Source organism: Citrobacter sp. Cb041, assembly GCF_030336655.1.
GTDB classification, from domain to species: Bacteria; Pseudomonadota; Gammaproteobacteria; order Enterobacterales; family Enterobacteriaceae; genus Citrobacter; species Citrobacter braakii.
This window is the reverse complement of record NZ_JAOWDD010000027.1, coordinates 40,400-66,797: the sequence shown is the minus strand read 5'-3', so window position 1 is coordinate 66,797 and position 26,398 is coordinate 40,400. Positions and strand designations below refer to the sequence as shown.

General features: G+C 43.0%; 32 protein-coding genes, 1 tRNA gene and 1 pseudogene. 20 read left to right on the top strand and 14 right to left on the bottom strand.

The window, feature by feature from the left end:
- Window positions 1-52: 52 nt before the first annotated feature.
- A pseudogene (locus tag OGV52_RS02435) lies at window positions 53-199 on the top strand (AraC family transcriptional regulator); the annotation flags it as partial.
- 34 nt (window positions 200-233) lie between these two features.
- The gene (gene yccX, locus OGV52_RS02430; protein ID WP_181220585.1) at window positions 234-515 is read left to right on the top strand and encodes an acylphosphatase; all 282 of its coding nucleotides are present in this window, start codon (window positions 234-236) and stop codon (window positions 513-515) included.
- On the opposite strand, the gene tusE is transcribed toward yccX, so the two are convergent.
- The 6 genes from tusE to OGV52_RS02400 form a co-directional block, all read right to left on the bottom strand.
- On the bottom strand, window positions 512-841 hold the full coding sequence (tusE, locus tag OGV52_RS02425) for a sulfurtransferase TusE (RefSeq protein WP_016152493.1): 330 nt from the start codon (window positions 839-841) through the stop codon (window positions 512-514). The two genes, yccX and tusE, sit on opposite strands and share 4 nt — an antisense overlap.
- Window positions 842-910: 69 nt before the next feature.
- Window positions 911-1,462 (bottom strand): LuxR C-terminal-related transcriptional regulator, encoded by a 552-nt coding sequence (locus OGV52_RS02420; RefSeq protein ID WP_103929077.1) that lies wholly within the window; start codon window positions 1,460-1,462, stop codon window positions 911-913.
- A gap of 10 nt (window positions 1,463-1,472) precedes the next feature.
- Entirely contained in the window at window positions 1,473-2,630 is a 1,158-nt protein-coding gene (locus tag OGV52_RS02415) for a CblD like pilus biogenesis initiator family protein (protein ID WP_181626260.1), read from the bottom strand.
- Between the two features lies 1 nt (window position 2,631).
- Window positions 2,632-5,349, bottom strand: coding sequence for a TcfC E-set like domain-containing protein (locus tag OGV52_RS02410; protein ID WP_287108033.1), 2,718 nt, complete (start codon window positions 5,347-5,349; stop codon window positions 2,632-2,634).
- Window positions 5,350-5,421: 72 nt separating this feature from the next.
- On the bottom strand, window positions 5,422-5,928 hold the full coding sequence (locus OGV52_RS02405; protein ID WP_141875048.1) for a CS1 type fimbrial major subunit: 507 nt from the start codon (window positions 5,926-5,928) through the stop codon (window positions 5,422-5,424).
- A gap of 74 nt (window positions 5,929-6,002) precedes the next feature.
- Window positions 6,003-6,746: a fimbrial protein gene (locus OGV52_RS02400; RefSeq protein WP_047359363.1), complete on the bottom strand. Its 744-nt coding sequence runs from the start codon at window positions 6,744-6,746 to the stop codon at window positions 6,003-6,005.
- 308 nt (window positions 6,747-7,054) lie between these two features.
- On the opposite strand from OGV52_RS02400, the gene OGV52_RS02395 reads away from it, so the two are divergent.
- Both OGV52_RS02395 and OGV52_RS02390 read left to right on the top strand, forming a co-directional pair.
- Window positions 7,055-7,810, top strand: a complete 756-nt coding sequence (locus OGV52_RS02395) for a winged helix-turn-helix domain-containing protein (protein WP_016152499.1) — start codon at window positions 7,055-7,057, stop codon at window positions 7,808-7,810.
- The gene (locus OGV52_RS02390; protein ID WP_259686093.1) at window positions 7,807-8,283 is read left to right on the top strand and encodes a hypothetical protein; all 477 of its coding nucleotides are present in this window, start codon (window positions 7,807-7,809) and stop codon (window positions 8,281-8,283) included. The genes OGV52_RS02395 and OGV52_RS02390 overlap by 4 nt, the downstream gene beginning before the upstream one ends.
- Window positions 8,284-8,339: 56 nt before the next feature.
- On the opposite strand, the gene yccA is transcribed toward OGV52_RS02390, so the two are convergent.
- Complete coding sequence (yccA, locus tag OGV52_RS02385) at window positions 8,340-8,999, bottom strand: FtsH protease modulator YccA (RefSeq protein ID WP_016152501.1); 660 nt, start codon at window positions 8,997-8,999, stop codon at window positions 8,340-8,342.
- A gap of 270 nt (window positions 9,000-9,269) precedes the next feature.
- Here yccA and OGV52_RS02380 point away from each other — a divergent pair, with 270 nt between their 5' ends.
- The 12 genes from OGV52_RS02380 to OGV52_RS02325 all read left to right on the top strand — a co-directional run bounded on the left by OGV52_RS02380 (window position 9,270) and on the right by OGV52_RS02325 (window position 16,430).
- The gene (locus OGV52_RS02380; RefSeq protein ID WP_287108031.1) at window positions 9,270-10,898 is read left to right on the top strand and encodes an ABC transporter substrate-binding protein; all 1,629 of its coding nucleotides are present in this window, start codon (window positions 9,270-9,272) and stop codon (window positions 10,896-10,898) included.
- A 142-nt stretch (window positions 10,899-11,040) separates the two neighbouring features.
- A tRNA-Ser gene (locus OGV52_RS02375) sits at window positions 11,041-11,128 on the top strand.
- A gap of 337 nt (window positions 11,129-11,465) precedes the next feature.
- Entirely contained in the window at window positions 11,466-12,308 is an 843-nt protein-coding gene (locus OGV52_RS02370) for a DUF6387 family protein (protein WP_287108030.1), read from the top strand.
- Between the two features lie 169 nt (window positions 12,309-12,477).
- The gene (locus OGV52_RS02365; RefSeq protein ID WP_016243656.1) at window positions 12,478-12,690 is read left to right on the top strand and encodes a helix-turn-helix transcriptional regulator; all 213 of its coding nucleotides are present in this window, start codon (window positions 12,478-12,480) and stop codon (window positions 12,688-12,690) included.
- A 19-nt stretch (window positions 12,691-12,709) separates the two neighbouring features.
- Window positions 12,710-13,027, top strand: a complete 318-nt coding sequence (locus tag OGV52_RS02360; protein WP_032667204.1) for a hypothetical protein — start codon at window positions 12,710-12,712, stop codon at window positions 13,025-13,027.
- A gap of 85 nt (window positions 13,028-13,112) precedes the next feature.
- Window positions 13,113-13,409, top strand: coding sequence for a hypothetical protein (locus OGV52_RS02355; RefSeq protein ID WP_016243654.1), 297 nt, complete (start codon window positions 13,113-13,115; stop codon window positions 13,407-13,409).
- A gap of 50 nt (window positions 13,410-13,459) precedes the next feature.
- Window positions 13,460-13,696 (top strand): hypothetical protein, encoded by a 237-nt coding sequence (locus OGV52_RS02350; RefSeq protein ID WP_191219495.1) that lies wholly within the window; start codon window positions 13,460-13,462, stop codon window positions 13,694-13,696.
- 54 nt (window positions 13,697-13,750) lie between these two features.
- The gene (locus OGV52_RS02345; RefSeq protein WP_191219494.1) at window positions 13,751-14,116 is read left to right on the top strand and encodes a hypothetical protein; all 366 of its coding nucleotides are present in this window, start codon (window positions 13,751-13,753) and stop codon (window positions 14,114-14,116) included.
- Window positions 14,117-14,178: 62 nt separating this feature from the next.
- On the top strand, window positions 14,179-14,427 hold the full coding sequence (locus OGV52_RS02340) for an H-NS family histone-like protein (protein ID WP_191219493.1): 249 nt from the start codon (window positions 14,179-14,181) through the stop codon (window positions 14,425-14,427).
- 42 nt (window positions 14,428-14,469) lie between these two features.
- The gene (locus OGV52_RS02335; RefSeq protein WP_287108028.1) at window positions 14,470-14,865 is read left to right on the top strand and encodes a hypothetical protein; all 396 of its coding nucleotides are present in this window, start codon (window positions 14,470-14,472) and stop codon (window positions 14,863-14,865) included.
- Window positions 14,866-15,078: 213 nt separating this feature from the next.
- Complete coding sequence (locus OGV52_RS02330; RefSeq protein WP_071445268.1) at window positions 15,079-15,630, top strand: hypothetical protein; 552 nt, start codon at window positions 15,079-15,081, stop codon at window positions 15,628-15,630.
- Between the two features lie 5 nt (window positions 15,631-15,635).
- A complete protein-coding gene (locus OGV52_RS02325; protein WP_191219492.1) occupies window positions 15,636-16,430 on the top strand; it encodes an adenylate/guanylate cyclase in 795 nt (264 codons plus the stop codon).
- 142 nt (window positions 16,431-16,572) lie between these two features.
- On the opposite strand, the gene OGV52_RS02320 is transcribed toward OGV52_RS02325, so the two are convergent.
- From OGV52_RS02320 to OGV52_RS02305, 4 genes are all read right to left on the bottom strand, one after another.
- Window positions 16,573-17,280 carry a PIN domain-containing protein gene (locus OGV52_RS02320; RefSeq protein ID WP_081364661.1) on the bottom strand — a complete coding sequence of 236 codons (708 nt, stop codon included), beginning with the start codon at window positions 17,278-17,280 and terminating at the stop codon, window positions 16,573-16,575.
- A gap of 3 nt (window positions 17,281-17,283) precedes the next feature.
- On the bottom strand, window positions 17,284-17,916 hold the full coding sequence (locus tag OGV52_RS02315) for a hypothetical protein (RefSeq protein WP_287108025.1): 633 nt from the start codon (window positions 17,914-17,916) through the stop codon (window positions 17,284-17,286).
- 317 nt (window positions 17,917-18,233) lie between these two features.
- Complete coding sequence (locus OGV52_RS02310; RefSeq protein WP_071444973.1) at window positions 18,234-18,713, bottom strand: DUF4756 family protein; 480 nt, start codon at window positions 18,711-18,713, stop codon at window positions 18,234-18,236.
- 147 nt (window positions 18,714-18,860) lie between these two features.
- Window positions 18,861-19,595 carry an SEN1990 family winged helix-turn-helix DNA-binding protein gene (locus tag OGV52_RS02305; protein WP_185228909.1) on the bottom strand — a complete coding sequence of 245 codons (735 nt, stop codon included), beginning with the start codon at window positions 19,593-19,595 and terminating at the stop codon, window positions 18,861-18,863.
- Between the two features lie 883 nt (window positions 19,596-20,478).
- Between OGV52_RS02305 and OGV52_RS02300 the strand changes: the two genes are divergently transcribed.
- Window positions 20,479-20,784 carry a hypothetical protein gene (locus tag OGV52_RS02300; protein ID WP_071444971.1) on the top strand — a complete coding sequence of 102 codons (306 nt, stop codon included), beginning with the start codon at window positions 20,479-20,481 and terminating at the stop codon, window positions 20,782-20,784.
- 242 nt (window positions 20,785-21,026) lie between these two features.
- On the opposite strand, the gene OGV52_RS02295 is transcribed toward OGV52_RS02300, so the two are convergent.
- A complete protein-coding gene (locus OGV52_RS02295; RefSeq protein ID WP_287108022.1) occupies window positions 21,027-22,697 on the bottom strand; it encodes a DnaJ-like cysteine-rich domain-containing protein in 1,671 nt (556 codons plus the stop codon).
- Between the two features lie 746 nt (window positions 22,698-23,443).
- Between OGV52_RS02295 and OGV52_RS02290 the strand changes: the two genes are divergently transcribed.
- The 3 genes from OGV52_RS02290 to OGV52_RS02280 are packed head-to-tail and all read left to right on the top strand — an operon-like array spanning window position 23,444 to window position 24,862.
- Window positions 23,444-24,010: a hypothetical protein gene (locus OGV52_RS02290; protein WP_191219491.1), complete on the top strand. Its 567-nt coding sequence runs from the start codon at window positions 23,444-23,446 to the stop codon at window positions 24,008-24,010.
- A 15-nt stretch (window positions 24,011-24,025) separates the two neighbouring features.
- Complete coding sequence (locus OGV52_RS02285; RefSeq protein ID WP_287108021.1) at window positions 24,026-24,577, top strand: SEN1982 family lipoprotein; 552 nt, start codon at window positions 24,026-24,028, stop codon at window positions 24,575-24,577.
- Between the two features lie 9 nt (window positions 24,578-24,586).
- Window positions 24,587-24,862, top strand: coding sequence for a hypothetical protein (locus tag OGV52_RS02280; RefSeq protein WP_060682411.1), 276 nt, complete (start codon window positions 24,587-24,589; stop codon window positions 24,860-24,862).
- 168 nt (window positions 24,863-25,030) lie between these two features.
- Here the strand turns inward: OGV52_RS02280 and OGV52_RS02275 are convergent, their stop codons facing one another.
- On the bottom strand, window positions 25,031-25,423 hold the full coding sequence (locus OGV52_RS02275; protein ID WP_279274912.1) for a cell envelope integrity TolA C-terminal domain-containing protein: 393 nt from the start codon (window positions 25,421-25,423) through the stop codon (window positions 25,031-25,033).
- Between the two features lie 89 nt (window positions 25,424-25,512).
- Window positions 25,513-26,193 carry a class I SAM-dependent methyltransferase gene (locus OGV52_RS02270; protein ID WP_279274911.1) on the bottom strand — a complete coding sequence of 227 codons (681 nt, stop codon included), beginning with the start codon at window positions 26,191-26,193 and terminating at the stop codon, window positions 25,513-25,515.
- Window positions 26,194-26,398: the final 205 nt, after the last annotated feature.

Here is a 26,398-nt window from a genome sequence, read left to right as displayed (position 1 = left end):
AAAATAAAATGGCGCGTAGAGTAGCACAGATGATGAGGTCAATCATCAGCGTCTGGCGCTACTGCATGATGGTATGGCGGGGCCTCTGCTTATCGAGCGACGGTTTAATCTCACTGAACAGGTGCGACAACTTATTCAGTTATCCCCTGCTAATCTATGGACAGCTCAGGAGATTGCCGGTCATCTGTCCATCGGTACCTGTTCTTTCATTTATGTTGATAGGGAGAACCGCAATGTCGAAAGTCTGCATCATCGCCTGGGTCTATGGCCGGGTTCAGGGGGTAGGATTTCGCTACACCACCCAGTATGAAGCGCAACGGCTGGGGTTGACCGGCTATGCTAAGAATATGGATGACGGCAGCGTAGAAGTTGTCGCCTGTGGTGAAAGTGAGCGGGTGGAACAACTGATGAAGTGGTTGAAAGCCGGGGGACCGCGCAGCGCCAGGGTTGATCGGGTTCTCAGCGAACCGCACCGCCCTGGCGACGAGCTAAAGGGATTTAGTATCCGCTATTAAATACATTTCACCGGTTTCGGCAGGCCGGCAATTTTAGTTGCCTGCTTAGCTGGGCCTTTCGGAAACAGGCGATAGAGATAACGGCTGTTGCCTTTTTCTTCGCCAAACTTGTTGGCCATCGCTTTTACCAGCATGCGGATTGCGGGGGAGGTATTAAACTCCAGATAAAACTCGCGAACGAAACGCACCACTTCCCAGTGTTCGGGGGAGAGAACGATACCTTCGTTTTCGGCGATTTTCTCCGCCAGCGGCTCGCTCCATTGTGTGGTGTCTTTCAGATAGCCTTCGCTATCGGTCTCAATTTCATGGCCTGCAAAAATGAACATAGTGCTCTGTCGATAAAGTAAAAACCGCCCTTAGTTTAGCAAATAAGGGGCGGCGTGAGAAACCTCGACCTACAGAAGAAGCTGTAGCAGATTGTTGGCATTAAGCTTCTTCAGCGCGTTGCATTTATACGTCGATACCTGTTTTTCGCTAATCTGCGTCATATGCGCAACATGTTTTACCGATTGACCGTTAACCAGCCTGTCGAGAACATTGAACTCCATGCCAGTCAGGCAGCAATTCAGACTGCGTACCCGACGGGGCTCTTTAGCAAGCAGATACGCCGCATCCACGACGGCAATTCTGTCATCAATGATATGTAAGGTCAGCGTGGCAAAACGCTTTCGTAAATGCGTGGCCAGTGCCCAGCCTTTTTCATTGCACACCAGATAAACCGTTCCCGCCCAGCGCCTGGCCTCCAGTTGAAGCAGAATGTCGACCAGCGCCAGATGCGTCCTCGCGACGGAAAAGCGGCAACGCACAACGAGGGTGTCGCAGGCCAACAGCGAACGGTGCCACTGTAACGCGCCACTCTCAACTTGAGTGTGAGCGTTACGGCGCAGAAGGGCGTAGCGCAACCCTTCGGCATAAAAACGATTATTATCAAGAATGACGTAATTCACGGCGGCCTCTTTATAACGTACTGGGTGTGTAGATGATGCGTAGCGTGCCGGTGTAATCCCCGGCGTTTTTACTGCTGGCTGCAAACGCAGGGGTTTTCAGAACAATAGGGGCTGGTACGCACAGTACGCTCTCACGTCCGCCGGGCAGGACGACCTGACGCAGATGCTGCGGATCGTTGGTGCCTTGCCAGACTAGGGTTTTACCGTTGGCGACGGTTTCGGTTGCGCCCGTGACGGGATTAGTGACGAAGACCTGATAGTCGAGACGATCCCGCGCATCGGTCTGACTTCCGCCGCGTCGCCGGATTGAAAATGCCTCTTCCGCACGGTCCGTTGAGGGGAGTCCGTCATCCTCAAACCGAAGATAAGTACGGGTGCTGGTACTGTTTTTGCCGTCGTACAGGCACATATCCAGCGTGTTTTCACCCTGGATTTCACTGCCACCCGGCCGCCCCGGGAAGTTGGTCAGGTTGAGGTTAACGACAGGCGTTGAGTGCGGAAATGCCGGCAGATAAATCTGCTGATTACCCGGATCGACAACCTCAATGCGCATCGTGGCCTGCCAGCTAGCAATGGCGCGATAGCCTGGACATCCGGTATTGGGGTCAGCGAAGTTCCCGCCGCAGTTGCCACTATCCCATTGACGCAGGTTCTGCCTCAGCGTTGCGGTCCAGATACCCGGCAGAGCGAGCTTTTCCAGTTCGCTTTTCACGATATAGAAATCGAAGTAGGGTTCTCTGGTCCAGTTTGCAACAATCTCTGTCCCTCCCGTGATAAAACTGGGATAGGTAAAGACTTTATTATTGAAAAACATGTAGTGGTCGCCATAGACCTTAAGATCCACCGTTTTGCTGGTAAGGGCATGCGTAAAACGTAAATTGATGGCATAAGGTGTCCCCGGGTTCGCCGTGAACCAGGCCGGGGCGGTCATGCAGGCGCCAACTGCGGAGTCGGTACGGGACAGACACGTCAGAGTATTACGTCCCCACTTTTGCGGATCGGCGACATCATAGCCGCTCGGTTCATGAACCCAGATATCAAAGCGCGCGGGGGGGGCCATGCGATCGAAACTGATATCGACGCTGGTGTTTCTTCCGGCAGGGGCCGCTGCCTGGGTCTGGCCCGCCCACAGGCTTAAAAAAAGTAAAATAATTAAGTGCTTGTTCACATCATTTCCCTTTTGTGATGTTGTCTGCATTCATGGCAGTTGGACCCGTTGGTACCGATCGTCCGGCGAGCATCAGCTGTGCCTGTTGCTGGACAGTATCCGGCAGGGCAGAGAAGGTTAATTCCCGGCAAGGGATCGACCCGACGTAACGCACGACGTCGCGCATACTCTTTACATTCAGCTCGCACTGATAAAACTGCTGCTGACGCACCAGGTAGAGGTTATGCAGCAGAGCGTCGCTTTGAGCGCTAAACCCGCCGTTGCCAAGGTCGCTCCAGCCGTTAACGTTCAGTGGCACGCCGCCGATAAACGGCGAATGTTGCTCGTCAGTTAACTGGCCGAGCCAGGTGTAGCTTGCCGTGGTTTGCACGTCCCGGCGGAGCAGTTTGCCTGGCACCATAAACAACGTTCTGCTGCCTGAACCTTGTGTGATTTCACTGCTGGCACCCCGCGAGACATCCAGCGATTCGTTAATCGTCAACGTAGTCTGCTGATAGCCCGGCACGGCGAAGAGGGCGCGGCTATTGCCTGGAATGTCTGCACTGCCGCCGTTATCCAGCGACACGGCAATGCTCGGATCCTGGGAATCTTCCGGTGTGGCAACGTTAACCGCGATGGCTGAAGCAGGACGTCCGTCGCTCCAGCGGCCCAGCCACAGACCAGAGCGCGACAGCGCAAGCGTGGAGTTGTAATTGCCGCTGCTGCTCAGGGTATGGCGCCGATCCTGACGATCCCAGGCATCGCTGACTGTCAGGCTCCCGTTGCCATATCGTCCGCCCTGGCGCGTGTAGGCAGAGGTATTGAGTGAATCGCTGTTAATACCTGATGCGCTCAGTCCATACTCATTTTCACCACGTGCGTCGGCATACCAGTTGTGCGCCACGTTATAGCTCAACTGGTTTTTTTCATGCTGCTGGTGCTGCCATGTCGCGCCCAGAGAGGTATAGCTTGTCGCATTGCCCTGATGGTTATGCGCCATTGACAGGCTCACGCTCAGGTAGCCGCCTTTATCCCTGCCTTCGCGTGAGTCATCGTTACGCATGAAAAGGTTAATGCTGCTGTTGATGTTCAGACCACGCGTGCTGAAAGCCGTACTCAAGCCACCCTGCCAGGCCCGCGTGCGTGAGCGGGTCATATAAACCGACTCCCAGGGCAAGCCTGCATCGTGGCGATCGTCACTGTCCGGGAGTTCCCGCCGAGAAACGTACCGTCCTTCGTTGCGGTTATCCGAATATCCCAGGCTGGCGTACCAGGTGCCGACAGGGACGGAGAACATCACCGACAGGCTTCGGTAACAGCCATTTACGGCGTCATATCCCGCGCTTCGGGTATTGCAGTTTTCCGCTGATAACGCGTTGCGATAGAAGCTCAGTGAAAAGCCGTCGTTATAGCTGATTTGCTGAATATTGCCGCGTTGTCCTTCGCTGCCGTAAAGGTAGCTAAACCGGGTCGAGAGTACGCCATCGATCGGACCCGCATTGAAACCACGACTCCAGTCGAGTGCATTTTCCAGAAAACGTTGGTTTTTCTTTATCGCTGCGCCACTGGTGAGTGCCAGCGTTGGAGTGACTGGCAGGCGGACACCCGCCTGAGCGACCGCGCTACGTTCATCGTTTTGATTGTTATTGTCGGTTTCGCCTGCCTGCAGGAACCACTCGACGCGGTCAAACGGCGTAATACCGGTGCGGGTAAACGGTATCTGCTCGGTACGTGTCAGCCGGTTATTTTCATAGACGGACAGCGTCACGGTATAGCTCCCGTCGGGGAACGATCGCGTGTCCAGAGTCTGGGCCCCAGCATTGAGATAAAAACTGGCCAGCAGCTGATTGCCCCGGCGGGCGTCAATACGCGCATCATGGGAAAGCAGCACGGTGATAGGGGTACCCTTTGACTGCTGAACCGGATTAATCCATGCCCTTGTCGAGCCTGTACGCAGGCCGCGAATTTTGCCCAGCGGCAGTTGGCTGAGGTTGATATTCCCACCAGCATTACTGAACAGATCGCGGGTATCCATCTCGCCTAACTGAATATAGTACTGACGCCAGATATCCTGGCGAAACCAGGCATTGTTGACGGTTATTTCTTGTTGCTGCTGGTGCCTTGAACGCTGCCCCAGCCAGGTCCAGTCGAGATTAAAGTAGCCGTCCTGCGTCATGGCCAGCGCGCCATTGCCCTGAACGGTGGCTGACTGGTAATCCCTGTCGGCAACAAAATTGATATTCTGTTGATGGATCAACGCATTCTCAGTGCCCTGCGTAGGCTGATACCACTGGTTTTCTGTGGTCTGTTTAGGCAGAAATTTCTTGTCCAAAAACAGGCTAATGCGCGCGTTATTCTCATCATAGATTATGGCCGCGCGATGGGTATCAATGTAATCACATCCCGTTGCGGAGCCATTGCTGCTGCACGCCAGGTTGCCGTTACGGGCAAGTGGAACGGCGAGAGCTGCAGACACGGTGGCAACGAGGGCAGGAGCGTCATTAAACTGACGTTTGATAGCCACGACCACGGTTTCGGGTGCGACAAAACTGACCGATTCAAGTGTGATATCCGTTTCAAAAAGGCCAAGCGATTCGCCATAGAGGTTAACCTCTATCCATAGGCGCTGCGTTTTCGCCAGATCTTCGAAACCTGCCGGGACGGCCATCTCGGCGCAGGCGAGTTGGATGGATGCGGGTAATAAAGCAACTAAGAGGAGAGTATTTCTGTGAAACGCCATGACCAAGCCTCGACATCATCCTGACGTCAGAGGGTGGGCACCCTCTGACGTTATCCCTTATGTACTGTGGTGTTACGCACCGCCTTCCGTGGTCGTCGCCTGCGTCAGCATCAGGCTGACAACGCCGCTGTACTGACCGGTTTTCAGAATGCCTTTGGTGGTCTGAGAAATGGTCAGTGGCAGTACCGCTGAACCGTTTTCAATGCTGCCTGGGAACAGTTCAGTTCCGGTAAATTCGGCATCGGTGGTAGACAGTGTTTTATCACCCAGAATCACCGTCATCGGTACAGTCTCGTTGCCATCCATATTGGTGAGCTTAGCTGCGCTAACGAGGCGCACTTTGACATTGCTGGTGGCGGAGTTAGACCACACCTTGGTGTTCAGGCGGTAGCTTTCCAGCCCACGACCAGGCAGGTACTGCATGTCGATGCTGGCCGGCAGTGGCGTGTTATCGGCCTGAGTCATATCCAACTGTGAGTCAACGCTGGCGTTGACGGTAATATCTTTTTGAATCGCCAGCGCGCTAAAGGACGAGGCCATCGCGGCAACAATCATCAGAGGTTTAATATAGTTACGCATTGATATCTCCATATTTACAAATGAGCACCTTGGCTCTTTAAACAAACTACGTGGGTTTTTACTGTGCCGTCGTGTTATTGCACGACGGGTAAATCAGCTTCTTCAGCGGTTTTATTTACCCAGTTGAAGTAGCGGAACTTATATTTCTGACCCTGTTTCATAGTGAGCGTTTTTAATTTCCGTTCAGTGTCCGGATAAATCGTCGCGTCTTCTTTTATCCATTTACACGATGAAACAGCATCACAAATACCAATCTCTCTGAGCGGCACACGCAATGTGCCGTTGTTTTTTAACGTTCCCCGGCGAGGGTCAATCGACAGTGAAATTACGTTTTCTTCTGGAGCAATGTGGACCAGTGCACCCCAGATCACATTGACACCTAATGTCGCCATTGCTGCAGGGGTTTCTGCCTTGCCCGGAATAATGCTGTCAGGTTGTTTTACCCCTTCAAAATAGACACGCCAGGTGGTCTCTTTTTTCGGCGGTATAAGCGATACCAGACGAACAACGCGCATCGCGCCTGCAGCCAGAGCAAATTTCTCGGGCGTAACCACCACGCCACCTTCTTTCCACGAAGCGACGTCAATTTCTTTTTCCTGGGCTGTTCCGGGATTAAGAATTTTCTTTTGCCTCACCCGAATGAACTGAATATCATCCGTTTTTGAAGCCACCTTTATTTGCGCCGCACCGGATCTGTCTACATTCAGTTCCATGGGATACACGCTCATATTGGCCATTGTCATTTCTGAGAAAAATGGCAATGACAGCGCGGCGACATAAAAGGCGGTTGTCATGCTCACTCTTTTTTTCTGTTTCACAATCAGTCTGCCTGCTCTGAGTTTAAAGGCGGCGCGTTAACACCAGGACACCGTCTGCTTTCCTATCGCTTCAGGGCAGGGAAACTTTAACCAGAACAGCGGTTTGTGAAAATTTGTATTAGTTAACTCGTTATATACAGTTTTTTATCCTGCTTTTCTGGCTTTAAGGTTGTATAGTTAAGCGAAAATACCGCGGCCAAGGATGGGAGGAAAATTCCTTCTGATGAAAAAATAAGCAGGTCAGGGGGCGGTTTTCATATCGACGTACCAGGGAATAAAAAGCATGCGGTAACAGCCGAGAATAAAAGATGTTTTTTATATGCAATAATTCGTTGTTATTTGATCCTGAAGCACATGCAATAAGTCTTGTTGGACAACCCGAGTCTGTATTAACACTTTCGGCGCCAGCCGTTCGTCTTTTACAGGAATTCATTAAACACCGAGGACGCGACTTAAGCCGGGAGGAATTGATCGCTCGCGTGTGGGAAGAATTTGGCTTTACGCCATCAGGAAATAATCTCAATAAAGCGGTAAGCGAACTGCGTAAAAGCTTCCAGTCTCTGGGAGAGGGGCACGAATTGATCGTCACTGTCCCGCGCTATGGTTTCCGTTTTGATGCTGATGTGATTTTTCAGCCTGGAGAGAAAATTCAAGCCGTTGATCCGCAACCCCCCTCAGCGCAACAAGACGTTCTGCCCCGGCGAGTATCCCTGAAAAAGTGGTTCAGAATAGGGGCATTGATTGCCGTGCCGTTGGGAGCGATCTTTTACGTTAGCCGCCCGCAGGAGATAACTGTTCCGGCGAAATTAAAGCCGGTCCAGGAAAAAATCGCGCGTTGTAGTATCTGGGTCATCGAAGATCATGGACGGCCGTTAGTGCTATCAAAATTAGCTGAGCGACTGGAGGCCAATGACGTGGCTTGCGAGCGCGAGGAGTATGCTATTTATTTTTTCAGCGCCCGTTTTTCGCTTGCAACTGCTGATGAACTGTTTATCGGGGCCTGCCCGGTCAATAAAACACGTCTGTGCAAGACCATTCGCTATAAAAACGGGGCTGGAAAATGAAAATAAGGCTTCTTTTTGGACTGGGCGGAGCCCTGGTCGGCGGCGCGGTGGCGCTGTTTTACTATTGCGGCGCGACGGGAAAAAGTGATGTGCTGGCCTGCAGCACTGAATTTAACTTTACGCGCAATGAGGGGAAAACAAGTGAAGTGAAGGTAAATGCCCTTGCTCAGTTCTATTTTCATCGGGACGGTACAGGGTTGACCACCTATAAAGGTGCGGCAAGAGCTGGCGGGCAAAATTTTATCGTTGACAGGGATGTAGACTTTACGTGGGAGCAGCGGGACGATGACAACGTCATTGTATTGACCTACACCAAAACCTGGCTTCGCCACAGTGACAATACGCCGAATGCCCAATGGGGGAGCTTCGCCTATCCGACCTCACGCTACTACCTGACGATCTCTGAACTTTCACCTGCTGTGTGGCTTATTCAGGACCGGCGCTATCCTACCTATATCTGCCGGGGTCAATAAGGTATAAAAAAAGAGAATGCCATTGGCATTCTCTTTTTTCGTATCAGTGATGCTGATTAATCGCGGCTGGCGAAGCCCAAAATGCTCAGCAGGCTGACGAAGATGTTGTACAGCGAAACGTACAGGCTGACGGTGGCACGGATGTAGTTGGTTTCACCACCACGGATGATATTACTGGTTTCAAACAGGATTGCGCCTGAAGAAATCAGAATAAACACCGCGCTGATCGCCAGATGTAAAGCCGGCAACTGCAGGAAGATATTCGCAACCATACCAATCAGCACCACCACGATCCCTGCCATCAGCATACCGCCGAGGAAGGACATGTCTTTCCGCGTGGTCAGCACGTAGGCTGAGCAGCTGAAGAAGACCAGCGCCGTACCGCCCAAAGCCATGGCGATAACATCACCCATGCCCGCAGACAGGTATGTGTTCAGGATCGGTCCCAGAATGTAGCCCAGGAAGCCGGTAAAAGCGAAAGCTGACAGAATACCAACCGGTTTATCCGCCGTTTTATAGGTCAAGAACATCAGACCATACATACCCACCAGCGTCAGGATAAGCCCCGGAGAAGGCAGCATCAGTACGGTACTGGCAGTCGCAGTGAGCGCCGAAAATGCCAGCGTCAGGCTGAGCAGGAAATAGGTATTGCGCAGCACCTTATGCGTGCTGAGTAGCGATGTACGATCGCGTGAAGAACTAATAATACGATCCATGAGTCACTCTCTTATGACAGATGTAATTAATGATGGAGGATAATGAAATCAAGGGGAATGACACAGCGGTTTTACCCATCTTTACGCATTTTAACCCGCCAGGCTTAAGCATATTATTTCAACAAAAGCTCCCGAATCAGATGTTAGCACTATATGTGTAAAAATGCCTGTTAGATATCTGCCAGGTAACTGAAAAATATTGCGTTATTCCTGTTTCTCTCTGACAGTGACAGCGGTGTCTACATAAAACAGAGCAATAAGGTAAAGGGAATGATTCAACATAAATCGAAGATATTGACGTTTACGCTGTTGACTGTCTGTTTGATGTCTATCAACGGCGCGGCGATGGCGGCAAATGTTCCCGCAGGAACAATTCTTGCAGAAAAACAGGAACTGGTCAGAAACAATGGCAGTGAGCCAGCGTCGCTGGATCCGCATAAAGTCGAAAGCAACGTTGAGTTTAATTTAATCAGCGATATGTTCGACGGACTGGTGGCGGTTAAGTCGGATGGGTCTATCGAACCCCGGCTGGCCGCGTCCTGGGAGAACAAAGACAACACCGTCTGGACCTTTCATTTACGTCCGGGCATAACCTGGTCAGATGGGTCTGCCATTACCGCACAGGATGTCGTCTGGAGCTGGCAGCGTCTGGTCTCACCGCAAACAGCTTCACCTTATTCCTCGTATCTGGGCAATATGCACGTAGCAAACGCCCTCGATATTGCCCAAGGGAAAAAAGATCCTGCCGCTATCGGGGTCAAAGCCCTGGATGATAGCACGCTGGAAATTACCCTGACGCAGCCAACGGCGGCGTTTCTGGCGATGCTGGCGCACCCGTCACTGGTTCCGCTGGATAAAGTGCTGATCGGCCGCTTTGGTGATAAGTGGACCCGGCCAGAACATTTTGTCTGCAGCGGGGCGTACAAGTTATCGCAGTGGGTAGTCAATGAGCGCATCGTTGCCGTGCGTAACCCGCATTATTGGGACGATCGGCACACCGTCATTGATAAGGTCACTTATTTGCCCATCAGTTCAGAGTCCGCAGACGTTAACCGCTATAAGGCCGGCGAAATCGACATTGTGTATAGCGTCCCGGTCAATCAGTTTGCGCAGTTGAAAAAGACGATGGGCGATGAACTCTATGTCTCACCTCAGCTTTCAACCTATTACTATCAGTTCAATACGACGCGAGCACCGTTTAATGACCCGCGCGTGCGCCGGGCGCTGAATATGGCGTTAGATAAAGACATCATCGCACAAAAGGTGATGGGGCAGGGACAACGCGCGGCGTGGGTTATCAGCCAGCCGGAAATAGGGGGAGTGCAATTGCATGCGCCGGAATATGCGGCGTGGCCGCTCGAAAAACGCATTACCGAGGCTAAGAAACTGCTGGCTGAAGCCGGTTATGGCCCTGAGCATCCGCTTAGCCTAAATCTGCTCTATAACACTTTCGAAACGCACCAGCGTATTGCCATTGCCGCATCGTCAATGTGGAAGAAAAACCTCGGCGTAGAGGCGAAGCTGCAAAATCAGGAATGGAAAACCATGCTGGATACCATGCACACCGGTAATTTTGACGTCGTGCGCTACGCATGGATCGCCGATTATGATGATGCCTCAAGTTTCCTCAATATTTTCCGTACCGGCGATAGCGAGAATACCACCAGGTACAGCAATCCCGCTTTTGATGACGCGATGCGCAATGCGGCGAAAGCAACTTCGCTGGAGGAGCGAGGCAAATACTACCAGCAGGCTGAAGACCTTTTAGGAGAGGATGTACCAGCGATTCCGGTTTACCACTATGTCCGCACGCATCTTGTGAAGCCGTGGGTGGGAGGATTTGCGCCAGATAACCGGGGAAATTACTACACCAAAGATATGTTCATCAAAAAACATTAAGCGCTGTAGCCAGTATTTGTGCTGAATAAACGGTCAATCTGTTGTTATTTCAGTCGATTAACAATATTTTGGCTGTTTTTCAGGCAAACGAACGCATTGGTGCTTTACAGGTTCGTTCGGGATGTTTATAGTGCGCCTCATTGGAAGCGTGGCCGAGCGGTTGAAGGCACCGGTCTTGAAAACCGGCGACCCGAAAGGGTTCTAGAGTTCGAATCTCTACGCTTCCGCCAATTTCTTAACAGAATCAATAACTTAAGAGTTAGTTTTGATTTTGTACTGCATAAAGTATTGCATCAAAAGCCCGTGTAAACGGGCTTTTTTTGTATCTAAAATCCCTGTTTTTCATCAAAAAACTTATCCAGTCTTCATCCCTTCCTGTACAACAAAACCCTTTAAAAGCAGAAATACGATAGCAGGGAGCCTCCGGAAATTTAGTAATCGACGGATGATTTCACACCAATCTTAAGAACCTACCAGCAATAAGCTCAGCTGACCTACGCCATTACTGGACAACCTGTTGTTCTGTCAGTTAAAACAACTAAAAATGGTAAAACGGACAGCACAGTAATGAAACGAAGTGAACTCAGGAAACTATTGGAAGAATGGTTTGATGTAGAGCGGTATGAAGCGATAAAGGAACTCACCCTTCAGCAATTCTATGTTGAGGTTGAGCGGCGTATCTTGGCTTACAAGATGTTGCTGAAACGGGATACATTACCGCCTCTGAACAGACTTTTATTAGATGATTACCGCTATAAGATCCTCAGAGGTGAAATTTTTTTTAGCGGCGACACGTCCACGCAAGGACATGGGCTTGCCAGAACTTACGCAGTGGTCCCCGTAACCCGGAGCAACGCACAATTATATGTGAAAAGTTTAACTCTGATTGGAACCCATCCTGAAACATCCCAAAGAAGTCAGTCTGAATATATGTCGGAGTACCTGAAGGAATCCGGCATCAAAAGTCTGTCCTCAATTACTGTCGATATCTTCCTGCAAGAGGCTTCAACCGAAGATATCATCGAACACCTGAAGGTGCTCATTCCCCAATGGAAAAAACAGCTAAAAATGAACGATCCGGCTGTTCGGAAGTATCGTTTTGGTAAAAGCACGTTGAGAAAAATCATCGACTATCGACTCATCCCTATGATGGATCTCATTTTTTGGGGGGCAGATAATAATGATACCAAAATCTCACTGTCGCTGATGTCATCGCTGCTTCATGAGAACAGCGAGAAGGATAGGGATGAGGGAATGCTTAAGGTGACTGACTATCCGCTGGCTATGGCGTTGCTGACAGATGAGAACTATCTGAAATCGTTTGAAGATTACATGATGGAAAACAATGTATTAAAAGACACAAAAATTGTAGATCACGTCAAAGACGAGAAGAAGAAAGAAGATAAGTAAAAAAGGGTTACGTTCGCCCTGAGCGAACGTGATCACATCCATCCTCAACCATTTTTTTTCTGTTCACCTACCCCCATTTTTTTCGAAAAAGTCTTTTGCCAACATCCCTAAAACGCCATAAGCGAATTAGCTATTATTGTCCTCGTTGAAACAACAGAGGAAAAAACAAATGAGAAATGAAATCGCAGGTAAAAGATTAATCCGTGTTCCTGAAGTTCTTAGAAGAGTCGGATTTAGTCGAACCACAATGTATGAGCTTATTAAGGAAGGCCGATTCCCGGATAAGGTAATCATAGGGGCAAGATCTGTAGCCTTTGTGGAAAGTGAGATTGATGCTTGGATTGAAAATACTATTTCAGATTCACGCAAAAATAATAAATAACATAAAAGAGGAAGCGAAAATGAAAGTGCAAAAAATAGAAATAAATGTTAGCAATGATGATACAAAATACTTTGTTCTGAAAAGCGGGGAAGACTATGACTACTATTTGCGATGTATGCATGAGTATATGGGGGAAAGATTCTATCATAACCTTGAAGACGATGGTTATATGGAGGGTGTTTTAAAATCAATAATAGAGAATGGTAAGAAAGATTTTAATGAGTTCTTGAAAAAACATAAATATAAAGCATCGATTAAAAACGTATATTTTGATGAAGTGCTTGTCAACCTGAGGCAGATACATCATGTGATGAGTCACTATATTTTATATACATAATCGCTGTCGTCATCTATTCGGCCCCGCAAGGGGCTAATATAAAACGAAATGAATAAAATAAGCATTTAATTATGAGGATATAAGTATGTCTAAAGAAACTGTTATTGAAAATAAATCAACAGAACTGTTTTATGATCTTGCTTGTAGATCGTTTACAGCAAGCTGGAATCTGTTCATGGAAGTGAATGGTGATGGAGATGCCAATGACTATCTGGATGATCCGGATTTTATGAGTCCATTTATTATTTATGTGATTGACCATATTCAGAATAACTTTGAGAGATTTACCACGCAAGAGGGAAACTGTGGTGATATTAATCAGGTCAACTTTGAACAAGTAGCAGCCTTGCTGGTAGGGTATTCAGAAAACTTTAGAAAGTAAGAACTAATCTTGCCCCGAAAGGGGCTAACTATAAACAAAAGGAAAAACAGATGAATAATGATATGACAGTAATCGTAAGTATGTTATGTGAGAAAACACCTAAAGTGATGAGTCTTATCCAAGAGAGCTTGGATATATTTATCGCATTAAGAGGTAGCTCTGTCGAAGAAATCATGAATGATAAGACCTTGTTAGATGATTTAAATCGTTATGTAAATGAGACACTGTATAATGAGATGGATCTGGCATATGGTTCTGTAATCATCAAAATAGTATCTAATAAATAGTATTAATACATTCTCGATATTTATCTAATATTTAACTTAATAAAAGGAATGAGTATGAAAGAGATTATTTTAAATGAAAGTAATAAAATGGCGACAAATCTTATCACAAATGTATTACAGGGATATTGCGAAACGATCTATAGTATCTCTGAAAAACAGCCTGAAACAGCCATGAATATTTTAACAGGGGAAATGTTATCAGAGATAATTTATGATGTTTTGATTGCCTGTGAAGTTGAAGACTATATTAAAAGTGGAAGAGGAAAAGATGTATCTGATATCAATATGGATGAGTTAAAGGAAACGATTTTATACTGGCATAAAGAGCATATCATTGAGCTTGTACTGAAAAACATAAAACCGGATGATGCTGAGGAGCGTATTTACTGGAAGTTAAAAATGACTGTAAATCAGTATTGAAAAAAAGCAATATTCCCTCGTGTAGAGGGAAATAATCCTGTAATGAACTGGAGATAACCAATATGATTGATGAATTCCATATTATGTATATGTATAAAAAAATCCAAGCTGAAGCTGCGACGACAGATATGAAAACTCTGGAACAATTTTTGAAGAAGTTCCGTCAAGTCGTTTCGGAACGCCGGGAAGAATACTATCAGGAGATTGGTGAGAAAAAGGCTCAGAAATTGAGGGCCAAGAGATTACAACAGTTGCTTGAGATAATGGGGCGTGATCGTGTATCACCGGTGGATCTCATTGACTGGCGATAGCCAGTCATAATATTGTAGCTTCAACAAGCAACGGAGGTGTCTATGGGCTGGGAGCTTCATATAATAAGAACGGAAAATTGGTTCGAAAGCGCAAGCAATCCAATCAGTAGTGAGGAATGGCTCCAGCTTGTTAATGATGATAAAGAACTATCAATAGATCGCAAGAATGGGGAGTTTTTTGCTATATGGAGTGGTCAAAGTGAACACGATGAACGTTGGCTTGATTGGAATGATGGAAGGATTTCGACTAAGCATCCAGACGAGGCGCTTTATTGTAAGATGTTGCAGATAGCTGATAAGTTAAATGCTGTAGTTGTTGATGAGGATGACCATAAATATTTGCTATCAAGCGAACTGATGAATCCGTTATGGGCTAATTCGTCATATACTAGTAAAAACACATCTTTATGGCACTGGTTAATTTCAAAGATAAAATAATATTTCCCATAATAAAATAGTTGATTGTTATAACATAAGACAAATTAACGGTTGTATTTAACTACTATATCTAAATAGATGGAATGAAAAATGACATCTTACGCTAGTGATTTAATTATTTCGCCCTTTTATTTTTGCTAGGTTAGTGTATAATGACTCTTTGAATATAGTGAAAGTACATTTGAGTGTATATTACTTTTTATAGTGATCAAAATGGACAAAAAAATAGAGTTTCTCTATCAATCTATCAGTGATGTTCAGAGTACAATTAGGGCGATTGATGTTAAAATTGGTTTTCTGTTTGTCGTTGCTTTCATGCCAATAACGTTGGTGAAAGATATATCTGACGCTGTTTTGTTGTTGTGGAAACAATATGATATCTGTAAGCTGCTCATCATTATAATGATATGTTCTTGGATTGTGTCCGTGTTGTATTTGTTTTTAGCATTAACTTCTATATCAAATCCTACTTCTGGGATTTATGGGCAAAAACCGAAAGGAATATTTTACGGTGATGGCATTTTTAAAATTGAGTATTCATTTATTGGATCTTTTATAAAAGCAAAGGCAAACTACACGGTAAAAGATGTTTTTGATCTGTTACCCGATGAAACGCAGATAATGCATGAGTTAATTTATGAAAAGATGAAGTTAACTTATATCAGGGAAATGAAGTTCTGCCGATACGCTATTTGCACGAAGTTTATTTATGTCTGGCTATCATTAAGTATTGGATTGTATCTTTACTCCTTAACTATCAAGTAAACATTATGGATAATGCAAAAAAAGATCAGATAAAAGATATTGTTAATACCGCTCTGGACCGGGCTGAATTGCATTGGGAAAATGGTGGGAAAACAATAGTTGTTCATGAAAGCCTTGCAAAAGCTAATTTAGGAATGGAAGGATATGCGATAGATGCCGCTGTTCCATCAATGTTGCCCGGACACCCTTGGGTCTCTGAAGATGAGACAATCATTAGTGAGTTTGTTGCTTTCGTTGCCGATATGCGCGACTCAACAAAACACTTATTAAACGCAATATCTGCAAGGACAGCTAAAGTATCGCAACTGCAACGGGTATTTTATGAAACCTCGGCGCTTTTACCTGCTTTAGCAAAAACAGTAGAATTTGAAGGGGGGCAAGTAACAGAGTATTTAGGTGATGGTATTCTTGCATTTTTTAAAGTGAGCGAAGATGACAGAGCCGATGCTATGTATCGTGCTAGACGAGCAGCAATTGATTCAATAGAGGATACGCGTAATATTATTAATATGGCTCTTTCAGAGCGATATTCATTACCAGCGCTGGATATTGGTGTAGGACTTGCAATGAGCAAAGCTATTGTCTCGTTAGTTGGATTGCCTTCAAGTAAGCAACCTAAAGCATTTGGTGAGTGTGTATTTAGGGCGACGAAAATGTCTTCAGGAAGAAATGAAGTTTGTGTAGATGAGCGTATGCAGAAATTTTGGCCTAAATCAAAATGTGGGCGTGTGGTTTTTAGGCTAAAAACGTTTGGAGAGGGAGAAAAGGCTGTTTCTGGATATCTGATGGGGAAAAGTTAATATTCATAATATTAGAGAAGTAAGCAGTAGCGAAAATCTGTACTTAATCAAAGTAACTCACGTCTTGGCAGAAACTGTATAGAATAATAACTTTAACGTTTCTGCCAGATTAGAAGAAGTGAATTTAATCTTTAAATATTTTTTATGCTTGCCCTCTTGCTATTGCAAGTACATGATCAACACTATTTATCAATAGTGCTTGATGAGAGGAAAATTGAGTATCAAGTGGTGGTTTTAGATCATTGTGTGACCCAAAATCATCTTTATTCGCAGTAACGAATATGATTTTCTCATTAAAACCAGCCCCCCGTAGTTCTTGACATAACTCTAAAAAGCATTCAACAATTTCACAATCTTTTGGCTCAAGTTTTCCTTTTCTAGCTGGTGCTTCAAGTTTGCGAACTCTCTGCATTGCTTTTAGCGTATGATCATTAGTTCTTTCAATACACCGACAAGAGTTTAGAAATGATTCTGATAAGGACTTTATTTTACTAGATATACTGAGACCTGAAAATTTCGGTGGCATAGAGTAATTGGTATTTAAAACTAAGTTAGTCACGTTAATTGTCGAACTTATACTACGATCTAGCTTTTTTATTTCTTTCTCCATAGTAGAAAGAACAGCATCTATATTATCAATCCACTCCTCGTTAACGTTTTGGCAGGAAACTAACCAACAAGACTTGCCATTTATTTTGATGAGTTCAAGCATGTTGCTTGCATAAGATTCTGACAATCCATATAAATGGATAGAATTTAATATATCTAATATTGAGCATGTATCAAAGAAAAACACAGGTTGTTCATCTTTCAACAATTCATCTTTGACTTTGTTTATTGATAAATACATGAATCATCGCTCCATGTATGTGATTAGATCTCTAGCAAACTCATACTCTATAACTAGCTTATGTGCTGAATCTTCGCTCCAACCTTGTTCACATAATACACGTACAAGATCAGAAGTATTCACATGTTTATCTTTTTTACATGTTTCGACAATAAATGCAAACCATCTTTCTTGATCACTAGGATGTGAACTTTCTGTTGATTTATTCGCTAAAGCTGAAAATTGCTTTAATAGCTTTCCAGCTTCATCTCCTACAACATCTTCTGCAGTTAAGAAATCCGAGGTTATTTCAACATCAATTTTTAACTCTAGTGCAACTGGTTTCAAGCACGAGTTATAGAAATCCGTAATTATTGCATTATATTCCTCGTAGTTTAGCTGTCCTTTTTCTAAAGGTACAACATTAGGAATATACCAAATATTATTTTCTTTCTGGAAGATGCTTAGACCAGCATCAGGTAAAATGTTATCACCTGACCGTTTAAAGCTAAAAGCAATTTCGCCTAAGTATTTTGAGTTTTCCTCACTTTCATATGCTCGACTCCAGTGGTTTTTTGTGGCATCAGTAACCTTTGAAATAAAATCTTTTATCGATTTATCATCAATTTTTATAAATACATCTTTGAATGTTTTCATTTTTATCCTCGTGGTGACGATTTTTATCATTAACTATTTTTATAAAAATCAGATCAAATACAGACATAGTGGTTTCGAAATAGCTTTTGCAAAAAATAAATTAACTCGAACAACACGCATCATTTATATGATTAAAAATTTTCGACTAGGCTCATAATCTAACATTAGGGTAATTAGGTCAAGAACAGATTTGAAGATGGGTATCTATATCAAACTCGACGATTCTGGAGCGTAGAAGAGCAGGGGACCAGTAAAAACGGATTAAATATTGAGTTTGGAATTGACGGATGGTATCCCAGCTAGTCGATCTTATGATTTTAAACAGCCATTTTCCTTCGTTTTGGACTTGATGACTCAAAATCTAATGAGATAGAAGAAAGCTGTTCGAGACTCAGCTCAACAGAGCGCTGGAACTCAAGAGCGGCCTCTGTGCGTTGTTTTATCACCAGAGCAATGATTTCGGCATCACTTTTTTCTTCAATGGCTTTCCTGTAAAGTATTCGGTCATTAATTAAATCAAAATTCCCTGATGATTTAGCAGCGGTGTTAGCTGCTGAGTGACTTATAGGATTAAGCTCACTAATAAAGCTACCCAAAAGAGATTGTCTCTTCTTATCCAGTCTGCGCAGCGTAGTATATGCAGATCTATATTTATTAATTTCATATGCAAATGCATCATCATCACGTAGTTTACGGTATCCAGTTCTATATTCCTCCATCGATGGATGATTTTTGAGTTCTTCAATCGTATTAAAATATGCTAATAAATCACTGTTGTCTAATTGTACTTTTCTCATATATACCTCGTTAATAAAGAGTGGATATATTTATATATTAAGGTATATAGAGAAGGTGTCAAATTAATGATAGGGTTAAATATTTTATTTTTACTTTCGTAGAATAAAAACTATCAAGTATGTTTTTTCCCTTATTGTTGTCCTGTTTTAGGATGCAGCTTTTAAATAGATGTCGATATCAGCTACTTCTTTTCTTGCCGCTTCATTTTCTTTTGTTCTTTTATATGCTTTTCTTGGTTTATCGATCTGGACACTGTTTTTAGCATTAGGAACAGCATTATTTTTCTTCTTCTTGCTAAAAACAAAGGCATCTGTGTAGATCTCTTTATTTTCAGTATCCAAAGATAAGTTTCGTCTTTCTTTCTGTGAAAGATCTGCATAATACTCTGGATATTGTTCAATATCAGCATTGAGGCTTTTAGCATTACTCAAATGCTCTTTACGTTTCTCATCAAGTTGATGACTCATACCCTTGGCAAAAATATTAGAGTTGATATACAGGTGTCCATGATGTTCAACCAGAATACCTTTTTGTTTTAGCTTTTTGAATATGTTTGACATATTACCGGATGCGATATTCAACGCTTTACAGAGTGATGATTGTGAAAGGTTGATTAGGTTTCCAAACTCCATATATTCTAAGATATAAGTCAATACGCGGAATTCATTCTTCGATATGTCCAGATCAGAAAAAACACGAAAGTTAGAAGTGAAAGCAAATACATAAGGCTGTGCAAATGAGATCGCTTTATCTTCTTCTGCTGCAATAACGGTGGTTGATTTTATATCTTTGTTTTGTAGCAAGTGTCTTGCGATATCAATCTTTTGCTCTGTGGTTAATGTTTCAAATAAGCGAAGTAGTTCAGTGTCATTAGTATTCATATTATTCTCTCTTATAGTTTTTATTATTCTTATTTTAATACTATGCAGAAAAATGAAAGTCAATAGTAAAACTATAAATAAAATAGAACTTTTATTATTATGACATTGCTATATGTTAAAAAAACTATGTTTAAACATAGATTCCGCTATGTTTAAACATAGGACGGTTCTATGTTTAAACATAGGTATCTGCTATGTTTAAACATAGGAAAAAAAGGTGTGAAGCCTTGATTTTATTGGGCTGGGACAGTGCTTATAATTAAATAATTAGTAAGAAGTTAAGAGAGTCTAGCTTTCCTTTTACCGTATGTGCAGAGAGTTTTACGTAAAAATATGTGGTTTCTGGAGAGTTATTTGCAGCGAAGTGATTGTTTCATACAATCACGCAGCGCTGCTGGTGTTTCAGGAATACTGCAATTGTTTTACCTTTATTTTATTGGCGGCTGTCGCCGCTATTCTCTATGGATAAATCCATCATTAACAGGGGTGAACCCTGTTTCAGCAATGTGATTGTCTTGAGCAATCACTAAGTGCTGCTTCTATGAATATAGTTTTCCTATGCGTTTAAGAGCAAATGCTATATGTTTTAGTGCTAACATTATTTTGATATATAGGATCATATATATCTTATTATAATTAAAAGAACAGAGATTGATCCTTTTGGCTTTTCCCTCAAACATAGCAAATACCATTGTTAAAACGGTAAATATATTTTACAGCGTTAGGGCGTAGCCGTGCGTCAGCACATGAGCTTTAGCTCATAAGATAAATATCTCTTCAAAAGAATAAGATAAAACAGGTAACGCGTTAATTAACAGAAGTTAAATTTGATTTTCACCAATTTTATATGGTATTAAATAACAAAAAAGAAGGAAAATAAAGGATGAACAACATTAAGATTATTACGCTCTATCATACAAATGAAAAAATACCATTTATAACTTGTATAGTTAAAAATGTTGAAGAGAATGAACAAGGAATAAAACTCACTTTGGAAAGTGGTGATAATATCCATGTCAAAGATTATGACTATTTCTTCTTATCAGAATCAGCAAATGAGTTTGATCAGGAACGAATGATTAATACATACAGAAGATTGATTTCTGAACTGAGCCAAGTTAGCGAAGAAACAATAGAGTCATTGCTACCGAAGACGCTAAGTTATATAACAACTCAACTCACCACATAACACAGGTAATTGATCTGAATGATTATGATTATTGCAGGGGATAATAATCAATACATCTTATTGGCTCAAGCTGATAAACGTGTGGGATCTAAATAATATACATAAAACTCTTTAATGTTGTATCGATACACAAACTCTACCGATAAATGTTTTATAAAGAGTTTTAGCGTGGAATGAAATGGATAAAAGGTCATTTTTAAAAAGCCTTAACCTTGTCGTAAAGTTAAGGCTGTCAGATATAGTTATTTAGTCAATATAGATAACGTTTTTAGCATCCAACTTACTTGTTCACTAAAAGGGTATTTCCCAAAAAGTAGATCATCATGCGTTATCCATATTGGGTTAAAAATTAATAATGCAGATGTGAATACACTAATTAGTATCAAGCTAATGAACCATCTACTGCGTAGAATACCTTTATCAATACTCCAACTGGCTAAATGTTTATCTAATCTAACTTTAATCCAATTTCGTCGCCAAATATAACCAGTTGTAGAAATAATCAAAGACATAATTATGATGAATAATCCACAATAATGTGCTACCGATTGAAGGGAATCCCAAAGCTCTTGCTGAGTTCCCCATCGACTGAACGGAGTCATATATATTTTTTTTGTATCTTGCTGCCAGTGATGGTTAAAAGCTGTATAGATTGGCATAAGCAGGTAGATTATAAGAGAACTCATAATGGCCCACTTAATGACGGACCAGCGCTGGATTGCTGTTACGACTCGCTTGAGGCTGGTTAATGCTTCATCAAGATATGTTGTAGTGAACCCTCTGTTGAGTGCCTCGCGCAGCATATCACCGGATTTTCCTCGCCTGTTAGCATCAAGCATATCCTGATGTGCTTCTGATTCCATAAAGGTATGGATCGTTTTTCGACTGATTGACGCAATAAGAGGATTGAGTAATTTGTTTTTTGTTGTACTGTAGACAAGATTATCCAAATCACTTTTAAGCATTAGCTCGATCACATGACCCGCATCAAGTATATGAGGGTTAATTCCGTAAACAATCCAGTGAATTTGATGATTATTTGCCTGTGGTAGTGGGCTGTTAAAACGAGCAAATGGAACTGAAGCGTCATAGCGGAAATTTACCTGACGTGCTTCATCATCAATCCCATCTGACTGCAACTCGACTTCACCGTATTGAGCAAGATTGGGTATTCCCGCTTTATAGAGGCCATCTTTGATAAAGGTTTGTACGTCATGGCTGAAATACACTAACTGGTATGTTGGCACTGCCACACTGTGCAACTGAGTGATCTGTGTTATTTCTCCTGTACCTTTACAGGGAGAGCATTGTTGGCGACCTGAACCATGACAATAACTACATTTAACTCTACCGCCAGAGCAAGAAGTACAGTGCTGATAGTAACTTTCACTACGCATTTGCTTTGTGTAATGATCATAATGACTACGGTGTGCCAGTATTTGACCATTACCGCCACAGCTCGAACAAGTCGTTTTACCAGAACCATGACAATGTGAACAGTTTATCTGTCCTCGTCCATTACAGTTAGAGCAGTCCTCTGTCAGGCAAACGTGGCGAGGGTGGGAATAGATCTTGGTATCCTGACGGACCTGCCCGTATGGTCGAGAAAGTATCAATGCACGAGCCTCTCGCAACGTCTCTTGACGTGATAGTACCGCGCTGGTTTCTGCTTTGAGTGCATCTGTATATCTGAGTGCATTGTAAAAAACCAATGTGCTATCTGTCGCTGCTACTCGTCCTGCTTGGCTATGTTTCTCGGCCTCAGTACGGAAATCAAGTCGTAAGCTAATCTGGTAGCTGAAATCAATCTGTTCCTGAAGTGTTAGTATGAGTTTATCTGATTGTAATCTTGTAGAGCGTTCAACAAAGTCTTGTATGTTTTTCGTGCAGGACGATAACCAAGCTTCTTTCATATTTAATCCTTTATGAAGCATGTATCAATTCGAAAAAGATTAAATGAACGGCATTCAATGATCAACAGAAAAACGAATAAGAAGTATTTTCTCATTATTTTTAATAGTCTCTGTGTTTTTGAGTGTAATTTAACTTAAGGGCGATGAAAAATCGTCAGGTAGGTTAAATAAAAAATAATATTGCAATGGAGATATTAATAGTGGTGTTTTATGAACAGCAAAAAATAAAAATCATACTGACGTAAGTCCCTTTTTGTATTGAGTGAGATTCCAGCAAAGTGGTATTTGAAATATAAATTACTCTGCTTCCCCAACAGAACCAATAGAGAACACTATCTAATCATGGGAAGGGCGTATTAGCTTTGTCCAAGAATGAAACTATCCTCTTCACCCTGCCTGCATCAACATTCGAATGAGCGACGTGTTACGCCGCCTCTCCTGATTCATATCTTACGATATGCACCCTCAATTGATCGCTATTAAAGATCGATAATTTATATTTGATAGTCCTTAGCTATCAAAATGAGGTGGATTGATCGGTGTTTTAATTGTTTATATCGATCGATTATAAGCATATGATAGCTTTATCCTATCAAATGATTTGAATTCGATCGATACAAACGATATGACGAACAGGAAAATAAATTGAATCCTATCAATTGATTAACGCTTTTTTACAGCCCAGAGAGACCAACCTATGGGTAGGGCTGTCTTTGACATAAAGTTTCCACACATTGGGGATAGATATGAAATTACGGATAGTGATGCCACTGGTGCTGTCTGCCGCCGCACTAACAGGATGCCAGCAGCTCAACGATGGCGTGAATACAGTTAATGGAGCAATCAGTTCTTCGTTGTCTTCAGTAGGTAAAGCGCTGGGGGGAACTGCCACCACTCAAAGCCTTGGCCCGGTATCGTCTGTATCTGGCCTTGGTGCTGTCTGCAAAGACTATGAAGAAAATGCAATGGCAGCAGAAAAGAAATGGACAGGCAAAAGGGTCGCTATCACCAATGCCACTGTTCTGGAAGTGACGAAGGGCAGAAGTGCCAGCGATATGATGACGGGAATGCCCAAATCTAACCCTAACTATTATCTGCTCTTTAAAACAGCTGATACAAACTACTGCGGCGGGATGGTCTGGCTGGATTACTACTCTGGTATTGATGATGCAGTTCTTACCTATAAGAAAGGCCAGAAAGTCAGCGTCACCGGAACAGTCAACAACTTCGAAGTTCGTGGCTTTGCCACAGTAAACAATGCCGATATGCCAGTTCGTCTGGTTGTTCTGAGAAACGGCACAATCAACCATTAACTCTGGGATAACACTATGCGTAAATTTTTACTCGTGGCGGGTCTTGCTGCTCTTGTATCGGGATGCGGTGAAAAAGGCGATTTTGAAAAAGCGATCAACGCGAAACTATCACAATCAAAGCTGTGCTACTCCCTGCAGGACAACGACATTGTATTTAATAAAGGTTTTCCGATTAAGGTTAACCGTGGCTACCGTTCTGCCGGATACAGTGCCAGTGATGAAATCCTTAAAGGACTTGTTGAACAAGGGCTGCTCACTGTTTCTCAGCAGTCTAACGGCTTTAGTAGTGTTGATGTTCTGGAAGTAACAGACAAGGGCCAAGAGGTTGAGTTTTGGAACCGTGAGAATGGTGCCTGTGTTGGTCATCGTGCTGTTGCTGAGATAAAGGAATGGACCGAACCGGGAAACGGTAATCAGAAAGTTGTTCGCGTATCTTATACATGGAAGTTGGCGGATGTTCCTTCATGGGTGGACAAAAAAGCGTTCTCCAGCGTCAAGGGTATGAATGAACCTGAAGAAGGCATGATTAATCTTGTTAAAACCAGCAATGGCTGGAAAGCGATTTAAGGGGCTATCATGGAAAACAAAACTATTCAGTGTCCGTTTTGTCTGAAAGAAAGCCAACGCGGAGTTCACGTCTGCACTGGCTGCATGGCGACTGTTTTATATGGAGCCTACCCCGGCTGGTATGCTTTCGTAGTTATATTATTGACCTTCGGCCTGTCTATACTGATCGGAATGTCTACAGGCATGGCGGGAGCTACTATCAGCCTGCCAATCATTGCGGTTGTTGGGTTTGTCGCAGGTAAGGCAATTTTCTCTGATAATGTTGTTTTCAGACGAAGAATGTAGCTTTTAAAATGGAAAGGGCTATGTTCTTCTCATGGCCCTTTTTTGAATTATATGTGGTTTTATATGCGTATGCTATTGATGTTTAAAATTTCATATCATGACTAAGGTCTATTTTAGATGAAAAGCCTCTGTTGTAAATTGATGCTGCGAGTTTAACGTTTAAATTGATTATTCTCCTTGGAGATTGAATCGGGATTCCGCGAAAGCATTGTATATGCTCTCGTTCGGGAATGGTGGAAATGTTGCCTGCTCAGCCGCAACTTTTAATGCAGCACAATATTGCTTATTGCCATCCCTTACTTCAATGTTTTTAAGTTTTCCATCATAAGCAAAATCCAAATGCAATTTACACTTTTTACCAGACCAAGCATACCTTTGAGCAAGTTGTGATTCGATAGCATCTTTAATCGCTCTGGCCTGTTTTCCATATTCATCATTATCGGTGAAACGACCGGAGCTACAACTGCCGAGAGCTGTTGTTTTATGGCAATCAGCTGGATGAAGTGGGGCGCAGCCAGTGACAGAAACGACTAAAGCCAGTAAGGTTAATGGTTTGTTCATATGTACTATCCTGCTAACAAATATAAAAAGAAATTATATTAATGTCATTTTAGAGATCTATATACATAATACAGATGTCAAACAAATTATCATTTATTTTTTTTACAGGCAATAGTAGCATGATCCAACCAAGGATTCTCATTAACATGAATATAATTGATAGAAAATCCTGATTTAGTTATTTCTTCCTTGAGACAGTCAAGAGGTTTTAGTGTACGCCATGGTTGACCTTCATGATAGAGTTGATAACTCTCAAGGTCATAGTTGTTAATATCTTCTTGCTGCTTAGGTAGACCACACATTGTAGATATTATTAAAATACCATCTGGTTTAATCAGACGTTTCATTTCTGCGAAGCAAGTTAATCTGTCTTCGCCAATGATGCAATGCAAGCAACTTCCATCATAAATAATATCAAAGCTTTCGGAGGGGAAATGAGAAATATTGCAAACATTATCAACATAAAAACTACCTTTCAGGTTTAATGATGAAAATCGCTCATTAGCCCATGTTATTGCTGTTGATGATATATCGATGCCGTAAACATCATAACTTTTTTTCGCCATCAGTTGCGAAGACATCGCTGCATTGCCACAACCAAGTTCAAGAAATTTTGCAGGTGGTGCCGGGAAAAGATTTTCTTTGTTGAGCATATCAAAAATATGATTCAGTTGCTCCCACGCTCTTGCGTATCCTTCACCTGTCCAAGCATCAAGATTTTGCTGGCGCAATATCCGATATTTTTTTTCATACGTATCATCATTGTTCATTTTTTATACATTCTCTATTTGTTTAGGTAATAGTAAATGATATTTGCTGGTTACATCAAAGTTGATCGATATTCTCAGCATTTCATTTTTCGATAGTGTTTTTGAGATGTAGATCACGTAATTATATTTCTCTGTTCATAGGATAAAATGAAATTTTTACAACAAATCTTTCTATTTCCTTCAGAATCATTTTTTTTTGACTAAT

What these genes read in the sequence shown, in the direction of transcription:
- OGV52_RS02295 (WP_287108022.1), bottom strand. Translation starts at nt 22,697, where the DNA reads ATGAAAGAAGCTTGGTTATCGTCCTGCACGAAAAACATACAAGACTTT.
- OGV52_RS02340 (WP_191219493.1), top strand. Translation starts at nt 14,179, where the DNA reads ATGATTGATGAATTCCATATTATGTATATGTATAAAAAAATCCAAGCT.
- OGV52_RS02390 (WP_259686093.1), top strand. Translation starts at nt 7,807, where the DNA reads ATGAAAATAAGGCTTCTTTTTGGACTGGGCGGAGCCCTGGTCGGCGGC.
- OGV52_RS02290 (WP_191219491.1), top strand. Translation starts at nt 23,444, where the DNA reads ATGAAATTACGGATAGTGATGCCACTGGTGCTGTCTGCCGCCGCACTA.
- OGV52_RS02330 (WP_071445268.1), top strand. Translation starts at nt 15,079, where the DNA reads ATGGACAAAAAAATAGAGTTTCTCTATCAATCTATCAGTGATGTTCAG.
- OGV52_RS02275 (WP_279274912.1), bottom strand. Translation starts at nt 25,423, where the DNA reads ATGAACAAACCATTAACCTTACTGGCTTTAGTCGTTTCTGTCACTGGC.
- yccX (WP_181220585.1), top strand. Translation starts at nt 234, where the DNA reads ATGTCGAAAGTCTGCATCATCGCCTGGGTCTATGGCCGGGTTCAGGGG.
- OGV52_RS02345 (WP_191219494.1), top strand. Translation starts at nt 13,751, where the DNA reads ATGAAAGAGATTATTTTAAATGAAAGTAATAAAATGGCGACAAATCTT.
- OGV52_RS02350 (WP_191219495.1), top strand. Translation starts at nt 13,460, where the DNA reads ATGAATAATGATATGACAGTAATCGTAAGTATGTTATGTGAGAAAACA.
- OGV52_RS02320 (WP_081364661.1), bottom strand. Translation starts at nt 17,280, where the DNA reads ATGTATTTATCAATAAACAAAGTCAAAGATGAATTGTTGAAAGATGAA.
- OGV52_RS02380 (WP_287108031.1), top strand. Translation starts at nt 9,270, where the DNA reads ATGATTCAACATAAATCGAAGATATTGACGTTTACGCTGTTGACTGTC.
- yccA (WP_016152501.1), bottom strand. Translation starts at nt 8,999, where the DNA reads ATGGATCGTATTATTAGTTCTTCACGCGATCGTACATCGCTACTCAGC.
- OGV52_RS02315 (WP_287108025.1), bottom strand. Translation starts at nt 17,916, where the DNA reads ATGAAAACATTCAAAGATGTATTTATAAAAATTGATGATAAATCGATA.
- OGV52_RS02365 (WP_016243656.1), top strand. Translation starts at nt 12,478, where the DNA reads ATGAGAAATGAAATCGCAGGTAAAAGATTAATCCGTGTTCCTGAAGTT.
- OGV52_RS02300 (WP_071444971.1), top strand. Translation starts at nt 20,479, where the DNA reads ATGAACAACATTAAGATTATTACGCTCTATCATACAAATGAAAAAATA.
- OGV52_RS02355 (WP_016243654.1), top strand. Translation starts at nt 13,113, where the DNA reads ATGTCTAAAGAAACTGTTATTGAAAATAAATCAACAGAACTGTTTTAT.
- tusE (WP_016152493.1), bottom strand. Translation starts at nt 841, where the DNA reads ATGTTCATTTTTGCAGGCCATGAAATTGAGACCGATAGCGAAGGCTAT.
- OGV52_RS02270 (WP_279274911.1), bottom strand. Translation starts at nt 26,193, where the DNA reads ATGAACAATGATGATACGTATGAAAAAAAATATCGGATATTGCGCCAG.
- OGV52_RS02325 (WP_191219492.1), top strand. Translation starts at nt 15,636, where the DNA reads ATGGATAATGCAAAAAAAGATCAGATAAAAGATATTGTTAATACCGCT.
- OGV52_RS02410 (WP_287108033.1), bottom strand. Translation starts at nt 5,349, where the DNA reads ATGGCGTTTCACAGAAATACTCTCCTCTTAGTTGCTTTATTACCCGCA.
- OGV52_RS02305 (WP_185228909.1), bottom strand. Translation starts at nt 19,595, where the DNA reads ATGAATACTAATGACACTGAACTACTTCGCTTATTTGAAACATTAACC.
- OGV52_RS02280 (WP_060682411.1), top strand. Translation starts at nt 24,587, where the DNA reads ATGGAAAACAAAACTATTCAGTGTCCGTTTTGTCTGAAAGAAAGCCAA.
- OGV52_RS02395 (WP_016152499.1), top strand. Translation starts at nt 7,055, where the DNA reads ATGTTTTTTATATGCAATAATTCGTTGTTATTTGATCCTGAAGCACAT.
- OGV52_RS02310 (WP_071444973.1), bottom strand. Translation starts at nt 18,713, where the DNA reads ATGAGAAAAGTACAATTAGACAACAGTGATTTATTAGCATATTTTAAT.
- OGV52_RS02360 (WP_032667204.1), top strand. Translation starts at nt 12,710, where the DNA reads ATGAAAGTGCAAAAAATAGAAATAAATGTTAGCAATGATGATACAAAA.
- OGV52_RS02335 (WP_287108028.1), top strand. Translation starts at nt 14,470, where the DNA reads ATGGGCTGGGAGCTTCATATAATAAGAACGGAAAATTGGTTCGAAAGC.
- OGV52_RS02370 (WP_287108030.1), top strand. Translation starts at nt 11,466, where the DNA reads ATGAAACGAAGTGAACTCAGGAAACTATTGGAAGAATGGTTTGATGTA.
- OGV52_RS02405 (WP_141875048.1), bottom strand. Translation starts at nt 5,928, where the DNA reads ATGCGTAACTATATTAAACCTCTGATGATTGTTGCCGCGATGGCCTCG.
- OGV52_RS02285 (WP_287108021.1), top strand. Translation starts at nt 24,026, where the DNA reads ATGCGTAAATTTTTACTCGTGGCGGGTCTTGCTGCTCTTGTATCGGGA.